Origin of the sequence: Pseudomonas sp. Irchel s3f10 (genome assembly GCF_900187515.1) — a bacterium.
Lineage (GTDB): Bacteria > Pseudomonadota > Gammaproteobacteria > Pseudomonadales > Pseudomonadaceae > Aquipseudomonas > Aquipseudomonas tensinigenes.
Genome location: NZ_FYDZ01000008.1, coordinates 278,163 through 292,334, shown reverse-complemented (window position 1 = coordinate 292,334; position 14,172 = coordinate 278,163). Strand labels below are relative to the sequence as shown.

The following is a 14,172-nucleotide window of genomic DNA, read 5'->3' as shown; positions in this document are numbered from 1 at the left end:
ACCACGCAGGCGTTGGTGATGCTGGCTCGCAAACTTGCTCGGGTGGTATTCGCCTTGCTGAAAGGGCAAAGCGAATATCAGGCAAAAGTCAGTTGAGGGCTTCCCCTCAACCATAGAATCTCCCACAGGGGGGAACAGTGTTGTTATTTTGTGGCGGTGTAGACCTGACGGCCGCCGAACCAGGTTTGCAGGACCTGGGTGTCATGCAGGGCTTTGTTGTCGACGCTGAACACGTCGCGGTCGAGGACGATAAAATCAGCCTGCTTGCCCGGCGTCAGCGAGCCGATCTGCTTCTCCAGGCCAATCGTGCGCGCGGCGTTGATGGTGTAGGCATAGAACATCGTGTCGCGGTCCAGACGTTCCTCGGCGTTGAGCACACCCAACGGTCCGACGCGGGTGATGGCCTGGGCCATGGCATTGAACGGATTCGGCGTCGACACCGGCCAGTCACTGGCGCCGGCAATCGTCGCGCCCTGTTTCAGCAACGAGTGCGCTGGATATTGATAGCGAAAGGCGAGGGCGCTGACGTAGGGCTTGATCATGTCGGTGGTGTAATCGTCGGCGCTGGCCCACAGCAGTTGCATCGAGGCGATGACGTTGAGCGGCTTGAAGCGGGCGAACTCTTTCGGGTTGACCATTTGCAGGTGAGTGATCGAGTGAGTCACGCGGCTCTGGCGGTCCTTGCGCGCCTGGGCGATGCCGTTCAGTGACTCACGCACCGCGCGGTCGCCGATCGCGTGGATGTGCACCAGCCAGCCGCGCTGGTCGATGGCGCTGACCAGTTCGCCGAAATGCTGCGGATCAATCAGCAGTTCGCCCTGTTTGTGCGAGTTGCTGTACGGATCGATCATCGCTGCGCTCTGCGCCGGGAATTCGATCACGCCGTCGGCGAAGATCTTGATCCCGGGTAGGGTCAGGTTGGGAATGCCCTGGAATTGCTGGCGCACCTTGTCCAGCGTGTCGAGGTCGGCGGGCACGCTTTTCGGGTTGGCCACCAGCAGCGCCGCGACGTGTACGCTCATGTCGCCGCTTTCCGATAAGGCTTTATAGGCCGGCAGCACGCCGACGGTTTTCTCGGTCGGCTTGAGCGCGAACACCGCTTCACCCGGTGCGGCGTTGGCGGCCGGGTCCATCCACGCGGTGATGCCGAGGCTGTTGTTGTAGCGCACCGCTGACTTGGCGGCGTTGAGCATGTCGGCAGGGCTCGGCACCGGCATTTTCGAGGCGACCCGATCCCAACCAGCGTCGACCACAAAGCCGTTCGGCTCACCGTTGGCCAGTTTGCCGATGGTGTCTTTTTCCGCGTCAGGCAAGGTTTGCAGCAGTGCGGCGTCGATGCCGGCGCGCTTGAGCATCACATTGTTGGCCCACGCCGTATGGTGGTCGCTGCCGATAAATACCACTGGCACGCTGGCCCATTCGCCGCTGTTGAAGGTTTTGCCCAGGGCCTCGGCTTGCGCCCAATAAACCGAACTCATGCCAGCGATGCTTAACACATCGCCGTGTTTGGCCTTGCCGTCTGCACGCCAGGCGCGCAAGCGTTTTTGCAGTTCGTCGAGGTCGACGACTTCGTCTTCCATGTTCGCCGAGACCATTTCCAGTCCGCCGAAAATCGCGTGGGAATGGCTGTCGATCAGGCCGGGCATCAACGCTTTGCCCTTGAGGTCGATGACTTTTGTGCCGGGTTCGATCAAGGCTTTGATCTGTGCGTCGGTGCCGACTTTCAGCACTTTGCCGTTCTCCACGGCCAGGGCCTGAACCTTGGGTTGCGCACGGTCAGCGGTAAAAATCTTGCCGTTGAGCAGGATCAGATCAGGTGCTGCCATGGCTTCCATCGAGGCAAAACTTACAGCGGCTACCAACAGACTCGGGATGAATCTTTTCATTGAAGATTTCCTTGTTATTGCGTCTGATGGCGAGATTAGTGGCTGGTAGCGGCTGACAGAACGCCTCCCTCACGAAAAACGTTTTTGCCTGAATGGAAAAAGCATGGACAAGTTGGGTGCATTGAAAATGTTCGTGGTCACCGCGCAGCTCGGCAGTTTCAGCCGCGCCGCCGAGCAGTTGGGCAAGACCCCGTCGGCGCTGACCAAAGCGGTCAATCATCTGGAGTCGGAGCTGGGCGCACGGCTGTTCGAGCGCAGCACGCGGCGGATTTTGCTCACCGAAATTGGCCGCGTGTACCTGGAAACCGCACGGCTGGTGTTGCAACGGCTTGACGAGGCCAGCGAGGAAATCGAGCAGTTGCAGCACGGTTTGCGCGGCAGCCTGAAAATCACCGCGCCGCTGGCGTATGGGCGGGCATTTCTCGATGAGGTGTGTGACGGGTTTTTGCAGCAATACCCGCAGATCAGCCTGCAAGTGGATCTGTGCGATGCGTTCGTCAATCTGCTGGAAAGTGGTTACGACCTGGCGTTGCGTGAGGGTCACGATGACTTGCCGGGGCTGATTGCGCGGGTGGTTGGCAGCAATCGTCTGGCCTTGTGCGGCAGCCCGGAATATCTGGCGCGCAAGGGTTTGCCGGTGAACCCACAAACCCTTGAACAGCATGAATGGCTGCTTTATCAGCATCCGCTGCTCAGCCGCGAGTTCTGGTGGGCCGAGCGCGACGGGCAGCGACTGAGCCTGGCGCAACCGGCGGCGCCGCGATTGCGCAGTGATAATTACGATTTGTTGCTGGCCAGTGCCTTGGCCGGGCGTGGTTTGCTGCACACGCCGCTGTGGAGCGCTGCGCCGTACATTGCCGATGGGAGATTGGTGCGGGTCATGGCCGATTATGAGATCGACCCGGATAGCTTCGGCCCGCACATTCTGGCGGTGTATCCGAGTCATCGGCGGGCCACGGCGAAGGTCGTTGCCTTTATCGATTACATCGCTGCATTTCTCGCCGAACGCGGCCTTGGCTAACACCCACGCACTGATCGTTCCCACGCTCCGGCGTGGGAATGCAGCCCGTGACGCTCCGCGTCACTGGACGCAGAGCGTCCCTAGAGGCATTCCCACGCAGAGCGTGGGAACGATCAAGAACGTAGGAACGATCAACGTGGGGTGGGCCGACCTGTGGCGCTTGTCAGGAAAATCCTACAGGAGTACAAATGTACTCCATGACCAATCTGACTCCCCGCCGTACCGCCATCCTGACGTTTATCCGCGATCGAATCGCCGAACACGGTCAGCCCCCAAGCCTCGCTGAAATCAGCGAGGCTTTTGGTTTTGCCTCGCGCAGCGTGGCGCGCAAGCACGTGCTCGCGCTCACCGAGGCCGGTTTTATCGAGGTCAATCCGCATCAGGCCCGAGGCATTCGCCTGCTCGGGCAGCCGCCGCGTCCGGAACTGCTCGATATCCCTGTGCTCGGCCGCGTCGCTGCCGGTGCACCGATTGGCGCCGATGCCGACATCCATAGCCGCTTGCTGCTCGACCCGGCGCTGTTCTCGCGCACACCCGACTACATGCTGCGGGTGCAGGGCGATTCGATGATCGAGGACGGCATCCTCGACGGCGATCTGGTCGGCGTGCGGCGCAATCCCGAAGCGCTCAACGGCCAGATCGTCGTGGCGCGGCTCGACGGTGAAGTCACTATCAAACGCTTCGAACGGCTCGGCGCTGAAGTGCGGCTGTTGCCGCGCAACCCGGCGTACCAGCCGATTGTCGTGCGCGACGATCAGGATCTGGCCATCGAAGGGGTGTTCTGTGGTCTGGTGAGGCAAGGCTGATGGGCGCCGTCGTTGCGTTGGATACGCTGTTCAATGGCGGCCAGGTCTGGAAGGGCCGGCCTGCGCCCCCGGCCGCCAGCCCGCAACCGACCGGGCACGCCGCGCTGGACGCGGCATTGCCCAGCGGTGGCTGGCCGGAGGCGGCGCTGAGCGAAATCCTGTTGGCCGGCCCCGGTGTCGGCGAACTGCAACTGGTCTGGCCGACGCTGGCGCGGTTGTCGGCGGCGGGCGAGCGCATTGTGCTGGTGGCGCCACCCTTTGTGCCGTACCCGCAGGCATGGGAAAACGCTGGGGTCGATTTGCGCCAGTTGTCGGTGATTCAGGCCAGCGAGCGCGATGCCTTGTGGGCGGCGGAACAGTGTTTGCGTTCGGGCAGTTGCGGCGCCGTACTGTGCTGGCCGCACAAGGCTGATGACCGCGCGTTGCGCCGTTTGCAGGTCGCGGCGGAAACCGGCCAGACCCTGGCGTTTGCCTGGCGCCCGTTGAGTGAAGCAGTCAACCCGTCACCGGCGGCGTTGCGCATTGCCATTGATGCCAAACCCGCGCAGTTGCGCGTGCTCAAGTGCCGTGGCGGTTTGGCGCGTGCGGCGCCGATTGCCTTTGCCGTGGGTCACTGAGGTCGCCATGCGCTGGGTGTGTATTCTGTTCCCGCAATTGGCTCTCGACGCCGTGCTGCGTCAGCGCCCCGATCCTGATGAACCGCTGGTGCTGCTCAACGGTCCGGCTCAACGCCGTGTGTTGCAAGCGGTCAACCCGGCGGCACGCAAACTCGGTTTGCGTCCCGGCCAGTCGATGACCGCTGCGCAGGCCATGAGCAAAGGTTTTGCCACCGCCGATTACGAGGCCGCCGAGGTCGAACACTGGCAGCAGTTTCTCGCTGCGTGGGCCTACCGTTTCAGTTCGCAGGTCAGCGTGCATTACCCACGCACCGTGGTGTTCGAGATCGAATCGAGCCTGGGTCTGTTCGGTTCGTGGGCGCAGTTCGAAGCACGACTGCGCCAGGAACTGAGCGATCTGGGTTTTCGTCATCGCATCGTCGCTGCACCGAATCCGGTGGCGGCGCGAGTGCTGGCCAATGCTTACGATGGCTTGGTGGTGCCGGACGGCGAGGCCTTGCAGCATCACCTCGGTCAGTTACCGGTCGACCGCGTCGGCCTGGAGCCAAGCGTGGCCACGGCGTTGTCGCGCATGGGCCTGCGCAACCTCAGTCAGGTGCAGAGCCTGCCGCGTCAGGCGCTGGCGCGGCGTTTCGAGGCGCAGATGCTCAAGCATCTCGACACCTTGTTCGGTGCGCGCCCCTTGGCGCTGGAGTTCTACCTGCCACCGGATCGTTTCGACGTACGCATCGAACTGAATTTCGACGTGCAGTCGCATCAGGCATTGCTGTTCCCGTTACGCCGTTTGACCGGTGACCTGTCGGCGTTCCTCTGCGGGCGTGACAGCGGCGTACAACGTTTCGACCTGCATCTGGAGCACGCCGGGTTGCCGGACAGCGTGATCAAAGTCGGTTTGCTCAGCGCCGAACGTGATCCGGCGATGCTTTTCGAACTGGCACGCGGACGGTTGGAGCAAGTGCAAGTCGAGGCACCGGTGCGCGGCTTTCGCCTGCGCGCCGAGGATCTGCCGAGTTTCGTCCCGCAGTTTCAGGAACTGTTCGACGATCGTCCGCAGCAGACTTTGCCGTGGGAGCAATTGCGCGAACGCCTGCGCGCACGGCTTGGCGATGACGCCGTGCAGGGGCTGCGTTTTCAGGCTGATCATCGGCCGGAGTGCGCGTGGCAGCACGGCGTCGACAAACAACGCTGCGCAGCTTTGCCCAGCGTGCATCGCCCGGGCTGGTTGCTCGGCGAACCGCAGAGCGTGGCGCAAGGTTCGGCGCGGATTCTGATGGGGCCGGAACGTATCGAGTCCGGCTGGTGGGACGGTGACGATGTACGCCGCGATTATTACCTGATCCAGAACCGCGCCGGTCAACAGGGCTGGGCTTATCGCGCGGTGGGTGAGGGCGGTCCGTTGTGGCTGCAGGGCTGGTTTGCATGAGCGACGGTTATGCCGAACTGCACTGCCTGTCGAACTTCAGTTTTCAGCGCGGTGCGTCCAGTGCGCTGGAACTGTTTCAACGGGCAAAAAAGCACGGCTATCAGGCGCTGGCGATCACCGATGAGTGCACGCTGGCCGGAATCGTTCGCGCCTGGCAAGCGGCGAAATCGGTTGAGCTGCCGCTGATCATCGGCAGTGAAGTGCGCATTGAAAACGGCCCGAAACTGGTGCTGTTGGTGGAGAACCTGGCGGGTTATCAGGCCTTGTGTGGTTTGATCACCCGCGCCCGACGGCGCACGCAGAAGGGCCAGTATCAGGTGTTGCGCGAGGACTTCGCCGAGCCGTTGCCGGGGTTGCTGGTGTTGTGGGTGCCGGATTCACTCGATGACGTGGAAGAGGGTCGTTGGTTGCAGCAGACCTTCGCCGAACGCTTGTGGCTGGCGGTACAGTTGCATCGTGGCCAGGACGATCAGCAACGGCTGGCGAGCTTGTTGAGTCTGGCCGCCGAGTTGCAGATTCCGGCGGTGGCTAGCGGCGATGTGCATATGCACGCCCGCGGTCGCCGTGCCTTGCAGGACACCATGACGGCGATCCGTCATCACGTGCCGGTGGCTGAGGCCGGGCTGCGTTTGCATCCCAATGGCGAGCGGCATTTACGCAGCGTTGAGGTGTTGCGCGAGTTGTATCCGCAGGCTTTGCTCGACGAATCGGTGAGTCTGGCCCGGCGCTGCACCTTCGATCTGGGCGAGTTGCGTTATCAATACCCCAAAGAGTTGGTGCCCGAGGGGCACAGCGCCAGTTCCTGGCTAAGGCAACTGACCAAGGAAGGCATCGCCTGGCGTTGGAAAAAGGGCGCGCCCTTCAAGGTGCTGAGGCAGATCAACAAGGAGCTGAAGCTGATCGCCGAGCTCGGCTACGAAAGCTACTTCCTCACCGTGCACGACGTGGTGCATTTTGCCCGTGAGCAAAAAATCCTCTGTCAGGGCCGTGGCTCGGCCGCCAACTCGGCGGTGTGTTTCGCCTTGGGCATCACCGAAATCGACCCGGATCGCACCACGCTGCTGTTCGAACGCTTTATGTCCAAAGAGCGTAACGAGCCGCCGGACATCGACGTCGACTTCGAGCACGAACGCCGCGAAGAAGTCCTGCAATACGTGTTTCGCCGTTACGGCCGTGGTCGCGCGGCGCTGACGGCGGTGGTCAGCACCTACCACGCTGCCGGTGCGGTGCGCGATGTGGCCAAGGCCCTGGGTCTGCCGCCGGATCAGATCAATGCATTGGCCGATTGCTGCGGCCACTGGAGCGATGAAACGCCGCCGGTCGAGCGCTTGCTCGAAGGCGGCTTTGACCCGGAAAGCCCGGTGCTGCGCCGGGTGCTGAGCCTGACCGGGCAACTGATCGGTTTCCCCCGGCACCTGTCGCAACACCCCGGCGGTTTCGTGATTTCCGAGCAGCCGCTGGACACGCTGGTTCCGGTCGAGAATGCCGCCATGGCCGAGCGCACGATCATCCAGTGGGACAAGGACGACCTCGACGCCGTCGGCCTGCTCAAGGTGGATATCCTCGCCCTCGGCATGCTCAGCGCAATCCGTCGCTGCTTCGACTTGCTGCGACGTCACCGTAATCTGGACTTGAGTCTGGCGACGATTCCGCCTGAAGACAAACCGACCTACGAGATGATCAGCCGCGCCGACACCATTGGCGTGTTCCAGATCGAATCCCGCGCACAGATGTCGATGTTGCCGCGCCTGAAACCGGCGAAGTTCTATGACTTGGTGATCGAGGTGGCCATCGTCCGCCCGGGGCCGATTCAGGGCGGGATGGTGCATCCGTACCTGCGGCGCCGGAACAAGGAAGAGGAGGAAACCTACCCGTCGCCAGAACTCAAGGTCGTTCTGGAAAGAACCCTCGGCGTGCCGCTGTTTCAGGAACAGGTCATGCAGATCGCCATCGTCGCCGCCGACTACAGCCCCGGCGAGGCCGATCAATTACGTCGCTCGATGGCCGCGTGGAAACGCCACGGTGGCTTGGAGCCGCACAAGGAACGCCTCGCCGCCGGCATGAAGAAGAATGGCTACACACCGGAGTTCGCCGCGCAGATTTTCGAGCAGATCAAAGGCTTCGGCAGCTACGGTTTTCCCGAATCCCACGCCGCCAGTTTTGCTTTGCTGACCTACGCCAGTTGCTGGCTCAAGTGCCACGAACCGGCGGCGTTCGCCTGTGCGTTGATCAACAGTTGGCCCATGGGTTTCTACAGCCCGGACCAGATTCTCCAGGACGCGCGCCGGCATCATTTGCAGATTCGCCCGGTCGACGTGCGTGCCAGTGACTGGGATTGCAGCCTGGAAACCACCACGGCGGCGCAACCGGCGATTCGCATGGGCCTGCGCATGATCAAGGGCTTTCGCGAAGACGATGCCCGGCGCATCGAGGCGGCGCGGGCGCGCGGTGCGTTTGCCGATGTCGCCGATCTGGGCGAGCGGGCGGCGCTCGACAGTCGGGCGCAGGCGTTGCTCGCCGATTCCGGGGCGTTGCGCGGTTTGGCCGGGCATCGGCATCGGGCGCGCTGGGAAGTCGCCGGGGTGCAGAAACAGCTGGGCCTGTTTGCCGGGTTGCCGAGCCAGGAGGAGCCGGAGGTGGAGCTGCCCAAACCCAGCGTTGGCGAGGATCTGCACGCCGATTACAGCACCGTCGGTACCACGTTGGGGCCGCATCCGCTGGCGCTGTTGCGCGGCCAGTTGAAGGCATTGCGCTGCCGCAGTTCGCAGGAATTGCTCGACGTCGAGCACGGTCGGCCGGTGAGCGTCGCCGGGCTGGTGACCGGACGCCAACGACCGGGCACTGCCAGCGGTGTGACGTTCGTAACGCTGGAAGACGAGTTCGGCAACGTCAACGTGGTGGTCTGGCGCGATCTGGCCGAGCGTCAGCGGCAAGTGCTGGTCGGTTCGCAATTGCTCAAGGTCGATGGCCGCTGGGAGCGCGAGGGCGAAGTGCGCCACCTGATCGCTGGCCGGCTGAGCGACCTCAGCCCGCTGCTCAACGGCATCCGCGTACAGAGCCGCGATTTCCACTGATCAACACAACCCTTGTAGGAGTGAGCCTGCTCGCGATATCGGTGTGTCAGACAACATCAACGTGAATGACACACCGATATCGCGAGCAGGCTCACTCCTACAGGGTTTTGCTTCTGTTCAAGGCAGCCAATTCACTGGCGTCAAAAAAACCTGTCACGAATGATGGCACTTTGTCATAATGCCGCCCCTTTTCAGCTCCCGCCGCGCATTGCCGTGCCGGGACATCCCCGTTTTTCAAAGGAATACTCAGTGAGAATGATCTCCCGGATGCTGGTCTCAGGCGTCGCGATTGCTGTGCTTGGCACGATGGCTGGCACACTCTCAGGTTGCGCGACCGAAAGCTCCCGTGCATTGCCGGTGGCCAAGGTTGAAAGCGCCACACAAGTCTGGACCGGCGTTCGCGTGCCAATGGCCGTGGGCAAGTTCGACAACCGCTCCAGCTACATGCGCGGGATCTTCTCCGACGGCGTCGACCGTCTCGGCGGTCAGGCCAAGACCATCCTCATCACCCACTTGCAGCAAACCAACCGCTTCAGCGTGCTGGATCGCGACAACATGGGCGAGATCCAGCAGGAAGCGGCGATCAAGGGCCAGGCCCAGCGTCTCAAAGGTGCCGATTACGTGGTTACCGGTGACGTCACCGAGTTCGGCCGCAAAGAGACCGGCGATCACCAGTTGTTCGGCATTCTTGGCCGTGGCAAGACCCAGGTCGCCTACGCCAAGGTCAACCTGAACATCGTCAACATCAGCACCTCGGAAGTGGTGTATTCCACTCAGGGCGCTGGCGAATACGCGCTGTCCAACCGCGAAATCATCGGCTTCGGCGGCACCGCTGCCTACGACTCGACCCTCAACGGCAAAGTACTGGATCTGGCCATGCGCGAGGCGATCAATCGTCTGGTCGATGGCATGAACGCCGGTGCCTGGAAACCGGGCAACTGATCGACGCCCATTGCAAGGAGCAACACCTCATGAATCTGATTTTGTCGCGCTCGCTGATGGCGCTGACGCTGGCTGCCAGTGCCTTGCTGGCCGGTTGTGCCCCCGGCCCGCAAACCCTGTACCAATGGGAAGGCTACGAACCCCAGGTCTACGAATACTTCAAAGGCGAAGAGCCGAAGGAAGCCCAGGCCGAAGCGCTGGAACGTGACCTGCAGAAAATCCGCTCCACCGGCAAAGCCGTACCGCCGGGTTACCACGCGCACCTTGGCCTGCTCTATCTGAGCATGGGCAAGGACGACCAGATGGTGCAGCAGTTCAAGACCGAGAAAACCCTGTTCCCCGAGTCCGGGACGTACATGGATTTCCTGCTCAAGAACGCCAAGACCGGAGACGCGAAATGATCGCGCGTACCTTGAAACTGCTGGCCGCCGTTCTGGCCCTGACCGTGCTGGGTGGCTGCGTTGCGCCCAAGACCGTGGATTACTCGGCCTACAAGCAGGCGCGGCCGAAGACCATTCTGGTGCTGCCACCGCTGAACACTTCGCCGGATGTGAAGGCGTCGTACAGCCTGCTGTCGCAAGTGACGTTCCCGCTGGCCGAGGCCGGTTACTACGTGCTGCCGATTACGCTGGTTGACGAGACATTCCGCCAGAACGGCCTGACCATCCCCGACGACATCCATCAGGCACCGGCAAACAAACTGAGGGACATCTTCGGTGCGGACGCCGCGCTGTACATCACCGTGACCGAATACGGTACGCGTTACATGGTGATCAGCAGTGAAACCGCAGTGACCGCGACGGCGAAACTGGTCGACCTGAAAAGCGGCACGACGCTGTGGACCGGTTCGGCCCGGGCGTCGAGCGAAGAGGGCGGCAATAGCAATGCCGGCGGTATCGTCGGCATGCTGATCTCGGCGGCGGTGAAGCAGATCATCAACAGTTCCACCGATGCCGGCTACCCGATTGCCGGTGTGGCGAGCAATCGTCTGCTCTCGGCCGGGCATAGGGCAGGCCTGCTGTACGGTCCGCGCTCGCCGAAGTACGGCACCGACTGAGCCCGGTAATGATCGTTCCCACGCTCTGCGTGGGAACGCATCCCGTGACGCTCCGCGTCACAGTGGACGCAGAGCGTCCATGGCGGCATTCCCACGCAGAGCGTGGGAACGATCAGTAGTCAACGCTCTGGCCAAAACCGCTCACCACCGCCTGATCGCATCCAGGCCCAATTGATCGATGTACAGCGTCTTCGGATCGATCAACTCATCGCGCACATGCGCCATCACCACCTCGCCAAAAATGATCTCCCGCGACTGACCGATGTTCAGCGCCATCCTCCGTCGGTATGCAATATATGAATGCAATTTGCCAAGGCCCGGATTAACCTGCGTCTGCCGCCCTTTTTCCATGGCCAGGCATCGCCGGGGAGGGTTGCCCGACGCTAAAGGAGTGTTCGAATGACCGACAAGAAACCGGGAACCACGGTCGACCGCGTCTACCAAGGGGTTTACGAGGCGATCAGCAAGCGTTCGTTGCGCCCGGGGATGAAGCTGGGTGAGGCCTCGCTGGCCGAGTTATTCAATGTCAGCCGCACGTCGGTGCGCGCGGCATTGAAGCAACTGGAGGCCGATGGGCTGGTCACCACCGAGCCCAATAAAGGGGCATCGGTGTCGCTGCCGAGCAACGAAGAGCTCCGTTCACTGTTCGAAACCCGGCGGCTGATCGAGATCGGCATCGTCACTGAACTGTGCCGGCGCAAGGACAGCACCGCGATGCAGGACCTGCGCGAACACCTGCTGCTGGAAGATGAAGCCCATGCGGCGGGCGATCACGAACGGCTGATCCATCTGCTCGGCGAGTTCCACATCAAACTGGCGCGCAGCCTCAATAATCCGGTATTGCTCGACTGGTTCCAGAAGCTGATCTCCCGCGCCTCGCTATACGCCGCCGCGCTGGACGACGACAGCCATGAAGTCTGCCGCGACAACGAACACCTGCGCCTGATCGAGTACATCGAGGCCGGCAATCAGAGCGCCGCCATCGAGCTGACCTGTACGCATCTCAACGGTATCGAGAAGGCCATTCTCGACGTCGCCGCGAAAATGAAAACTGGCTACCATCCGCTCAAACACCTGATCGGAGTTTAGGTTCCAGGCGGAGATTAAATCGGCTATACCTCAAATGAAACCAATGCGACTGCAGACGCTCGAAACAGACGGGCGTCGCGTCGATACGGCGTCGCGATTTATCGGGCAATCACCACAGGACACTGAGTCAGTCGATGCAGTTTTTATCCGATAGCCATGGTTGTGACGGCTGGAGAGGCGAAATGGCCGGACGCATCAGTGCGTTCGACTGGAGCCACACCGAACTCGGCCCGCTGAACAGCTGGCCGGCCAGCCTGTGCAGCGCGGTGCAATTGATGCTGGCCTCGCCACTGCCGATGGTCATGCTCTGGGGCCGTCTCGGCTACATGATCTACAACGATGCCTATTCGATATTTGCCGGTGGTCGGCACCCGTATCTACTCGGTGCGCCGGTGGAGCTGGGTTGGCCGGAAGTCGCAGATTTCAACCGGCACGTGGTCGATACCTGCCTGGCCGGCGGCACTTTGTCTTTCCGCAATAAAGAACTGGTGCTGTTGCGCGATGGCGTCCCCGAAGACGTCTGGATGGATCTGTATTACAGCCCGGTGGCCAATGATGATGGAGCGCCCGGCGGGGTCATGGCCATGGTGGTGGAAACCACCGAATTCATGCACTCCGAACGCCGGCGTCAGGCGGCGGAACAAGCCTACCGCGCTGACAATGAGCGGGTACGTCTGGCGCTGAATGCCGGGGCCTTGCTCGGCTCGTTTGTCTGGGACGTGAAAAACAACACATTGTCCGCGGACGAGCGTTTCGCCCGTACGTTCTCGTATCCGCCGGATCACGACCTGAGCAATCTCGCTCAGGACATTGCCGAGTCGCGCATCCATCCCGATGACCACGCCTGGGTTCAAGAGCGGGTCGCCCATTCCGTGCAGACCGGCGAGCCGTATAACGCCGAGTATCGCGTCCGGCGCAGTGATGGCAGTTATTCGTGGGTGTTGGCCAGTGGCGCGTGTGAGTTCGACGAACATGGTGCGCCGTTGCGTTTTCCCGGGATACTGATCGACATTCATGAGCGCAAGATTGCCGAAGAATCGCTGCTCAAATTTACCCGCAACCTCGAACAGCGCGTGGGCGAAGAGGTCGAGGCGCGGCTGGCGGCTGAAGAACAGTTGCGCCAGTCGCAGAAGCTCGAAGCGATCGGCGGTCTCACCGGCGGCGTCGCCCACGACTTCAACAATCTGCTGCAAGTGATCGCTGGCAATCTGCATTTGCTCGCCCGCCACGAACCGGACAACGCCAATGTGCAGCGCCGGGTCAGTGCCTCGCTGGCGGCGGTCGAGCGCGGTGCCAAGTTGTCCTCGCAACTGCTCGCGTTTGCCCGCCGCCAACCGTTGTCGCCAGCAGTGTGCAACCCGCAGCAGATTTTCGAAGGTGTCGGCGAATTGCTGCAGCGGGCGCTGGGTGAAACCATTCAGATCAACGTGCAGTTGCCGCAAAAACCGTGGCACATCAACGTCGACCGCAACCAGTTGGAAAACGCCATTCTCAACCTGGCGATCAATGCCCGTGATGCGATGAAGGGCGAGGGCACCATTGCGCTCAGCGCTGCCAACGTGCGCCTCGACCGCGAATTCTGTGCCGGCAAAGGCATCGTCCCCGGCGAGTTTGTCCGCGTCGCCGTCAGCGACACCGGCGCCGGCATTGAGCCAGAGATTCTCGAGCAAGTGTTCGAACCGTTTTTCACCACCAAGGCCGATGGCCTGGGCACCGGGTTGGGCCTGAGCATGGTGTTCGGCTTTGTCAAACAGAGCGGCGGGCATGTCGACATTGCCAGTGCCGTCGGTGAGGGCACGCAGGTGCAGTTGTACTTCCCGCGCAGCCTGCGCCCGATCCTTGATGAATCGCCCAACCTGCAACGGCAGCAGAGCGGTGGCCACGAGACGATTCTGGTGGTCGAGGACAACGACGCGGTGCGCGCTTCGGCGGTCGAGTTGTTGCGCGAGGAGGGCTATCGCGTGCTGACCGCCGGTCACGGCGATGCGGCCATGCAAATGCTCCTGGAAGGCACCGAAGTCGACCTGATCTTCACCGATGTGGTCATGCCGGGGCTGATCAAAAGCTCCGACCTGTTCGCCTGGGCCAAGGTGCAAACGCCGCCGGTGGCGGTGCTGTTCACCTCCGGACACACCCGCGACATCATCTCGCGCAATCACCAGTTAAGCCCTGACACCCATTTGCTCGGCAAACCGTACAGCCCCGAAGCCTTGTTGCAGATGATTCGGGTGGTTCTCGGCAACTGAGTGCTGAACAT

General features: G+C 62.0%; 11 protein-coding genes and 2 pseudogenes. 11 read left to right on the top strand and 2 right to left on the bottom strand.

Going from position 1 to position 14,172, the window contains the following annotated elements; genetic code table 11:
* Positions 1–96, top strand: a pseudogene (locus tag CKW17_RS30605) (IS110 family transposase); the annotation flags it as partial.
* Between the two features lie 47 nt (positions 97–143).
* Here CKW17_RS30605 and CKW17_RS19055 read toward each other — a convergent pair.
* The gene (locus CKW17_RS19055; protein WP_095121014.1) at positions 144–1,886 is read right to left on the bottom strand and encodes an amidohydrolase; all 1,743 of its coding nucleotides are present in this window, start codon (positions 1,884–1,886) and stop codon (positions 144–146) included.
* 103 nt (positions 1,887–1,989) lie between these two features.
* On the opposite strand from CKW17_RS19055, the gene CKW17_RS19050 reads away from it, so the two are divergent.
* The 8 genes from CKW17_RS19050 to CKW17_RS19015 all read left to right on the top strand — a co-directional run bounded on the left by CKW17_RS19050 (position 1,990) and on the right by CKW17_RS19015 (position 10,826).
* Positions 1,990–2,907 (top strand): LysR family transcriptional regulator, encoded by a 918-nt coding sequence (locus tag CKW17_RS19050; protein ID WP_095121013.1) that lies wholly within the window; start codon positions 1,990–1,992, stop codon positions 2,905–2,907.
* A gap of 188 nt (positions 2,908–3,095) precedes the next feature.
* Complete coding sequence (lexA, locus tag CKW17_RS19045; RefSeq protein ID WP_095121012.1) at positions 3,096–3,713, top strand: transcriptional repressor LexA; 618 nt, start codon at positions 3,096–3,098, stop codon at positions 3,711–3,713.
* Positions 3,713–4,330, top strand: a complete 618-nt coding sequence (imuA, locus tag CKW17_RS19040) for a translesion DNA synthesis-associated protein ImuA (RefSeq protein WP_095121011.1) — start codon at positions 3,713–3,715, stop codon at positions 4,328–4,330. The genes lexA and imuA overlap by 1 nt, the downstream gene beginning before the upstream one ends.
* Before the next feature lie 7 nt (positions 4,331–4,337).
* Positions 4,338–5,753: a DNA polymerase Y family protein gene (locus CKW17_RS19035; protein WP_095121010.1), complete on the top strand. Its 1,416-nt coding sequence runs from the start codon at positions 4,338–4,340 to the stop codon at positions 5,751–5,753.
* Positions 5,729–8,827 carry an error-prone DNA polymerase gene (locus tag CKW17_RS19030; protein WP_218274248.1) on the top strand — a complete coding sequence of 1,033 codons (3,099 nt, stop codon included), beginning with the start codon at positions 5,729–5,731 and terminating at the stop codon, positions 8,825–8,827. The genes CKW17_RS19035 and CKW17_RS19030 overlap by 25 nt, the downstream gene beginning before the upstream one ends.
* 255 nt (positions 8,828–9,082) lie before the next feature.
* On the top strand, positions 9,083–9,769 hold the full coding sequence (locus CKW17_RS19025; protein ID WP_176470095.1) for a CsgG/HfaB family protein: 687 nt from the start codon (positions 9,083–9,085) through the stop codon (positions 9,767–9,769).
* A gap of 29 nt (positions 9,770–9,798) precedes the next feature.
* On the top strand, positions 9,799–10,170 hold the full coding sequence (locus CKW17_RS19020; protein ID WP_095121007.1) for a DUF4810 domain-containing protein: 372 nt from the start codon (positions 9,799–9,801) through the stop codon (positions 10,168–10,170).
* The gene (locus CKW17_RS19015) at positions 10,167–10,826 is read left to right on the top strand and encodes a DUF799 domain-containing protein (RefSeq protein WP_095121006.1); all 660 of its coding nucleotides are present in this window, start codon (positions 10,167–10,169) and stop codon (positions 10,824–10,826) included. The genes CKW17_RS19020 and CKW17_RS19015 overlap by 4 nt, the downstream gene beginning before the upstream one ends.
* A gap of 147 nt (positions 10,827–10,973) precedes the next feature.
* Here CKW17_RS19015 and CKW17_RS19005 read toward each other — a convergent pair.
* Positions 10,974–11,111, bottom strand: a pseudogene (locus CKW17_RS19005) (flavin reductase family protein); the annotation flags it as partial.
* A 114-nt stretch (positions 11,112–11,225) separates the two neighbouring features.
* Here CKW17_RS19005 and CKW17_RS19000 point away from each other — a divergent pair.
* Both CKW17_RS19000 and CKW17_RS18995 read left to right on the top strand, forming a co-directional pair.
* On the top strand, positions 11,226–11,915 hold the full coding sequence (locus CKW17_RS19000; protein ID WP_095121004.1) for a GntR family transcriptional regulator: 690 nt from the start codon (positions 11,226–11,228) through the stop codon (positions 11,913–11,915).
* Positions 11,916–12,049: 134 nt separating this feature from the next.
* Positions 12,050–14,161 carry a PAS domain-containing hybrid sensor histidine kinase/response regulator gene (locus CKW17_RS18995; protein WP_095121003.1) on the top strand — a complete coding sequence of 704 codons (2,112 nt, stop codon included), beginning with the start codon at positions 12,050–12,052 and terminating at the stop codon, positions 14,159–14,161.
* Positions 14,162–14,172: the final 11 nt, after the last annotated feature.

What these genes read in the sequence shown, in the direction of transcription:
- CKW17_RS19015 (WP_095121006.1), top strand. Translation starts at nt 10,167, where the DNA reads ATGATCGCGCGTACCTTGAAACTGCTGGCCGCCGTTCTGGCCCTGACC.
- CKW17_RS19000 (WP_095121004.1), top strand. Translation starts at nt 11,226, where the DNA reads ATGACCGACAAGAAACCGGGAACCACGGTCGACCGCGTCTACCAAGGG.
- CKW17_RS19035 (WP_095121010.1), top strand. Translation starts at nt 4,338, where the DNA reads ATGCGCTGGGTGTGTATTCTGTTCCCGCAATTGGCTCTCGACGCCGTG.
- CKW17_RS18995 (WP_095121003.1), top strand. Translation starts at nt 12,050, where the DNA reads ATGCAGTTTTTATCCGATAGCCATGGTTGTGACGGCTGGAGAGGCGAA.
- imuA (WP_095121011.1), top strand. Translation starts at nt 3,713, where the DNA reads ATGGGCGCCGTCGTTGCGTTGGATACGCTGTTCAATGGCGGCCAGGTC.
- lexA (WP_095121012.1), top strand. Translation starts at nt 3,096, where the DNA reads ATGTACTCCATGACCAATCTGACTCCCCGCCGTACCGCCATCCTGACG.
- CKW17_RS19050 (WP_095121013.1), top strand. Translation starts at nt 1,990, where the DNA reads ATGGACAAGTTGGGTGCATTGAAAATGTTCGTGGTCACCGCGCAGCTC.
- CKW17_RS19020 (WP_095121007.1), top strand. Translation starts at nt 9,799, where the DNA reads ATGAATCTGATTTTGTCGCGCTCGCTGATGGCGCTGACGCTGGCTGCC.
- CKW17_RS19055 (WP_095121014.1), bottom strand. Translation starts at nt 1,886, where the DNA reads ATGAAAAGATTCATCCCGAGTCTGTTGGTAGCCGCTGTAAGTTTTGCC.
- CKW17_RS19025 (WP_176470095.1), top strand. Translation starts at nt 9,083, where the DNA reads ATGATCTCCCGGATGCTGGTCTCAGGCGTCGCGATTGCTGTGCTTGGC.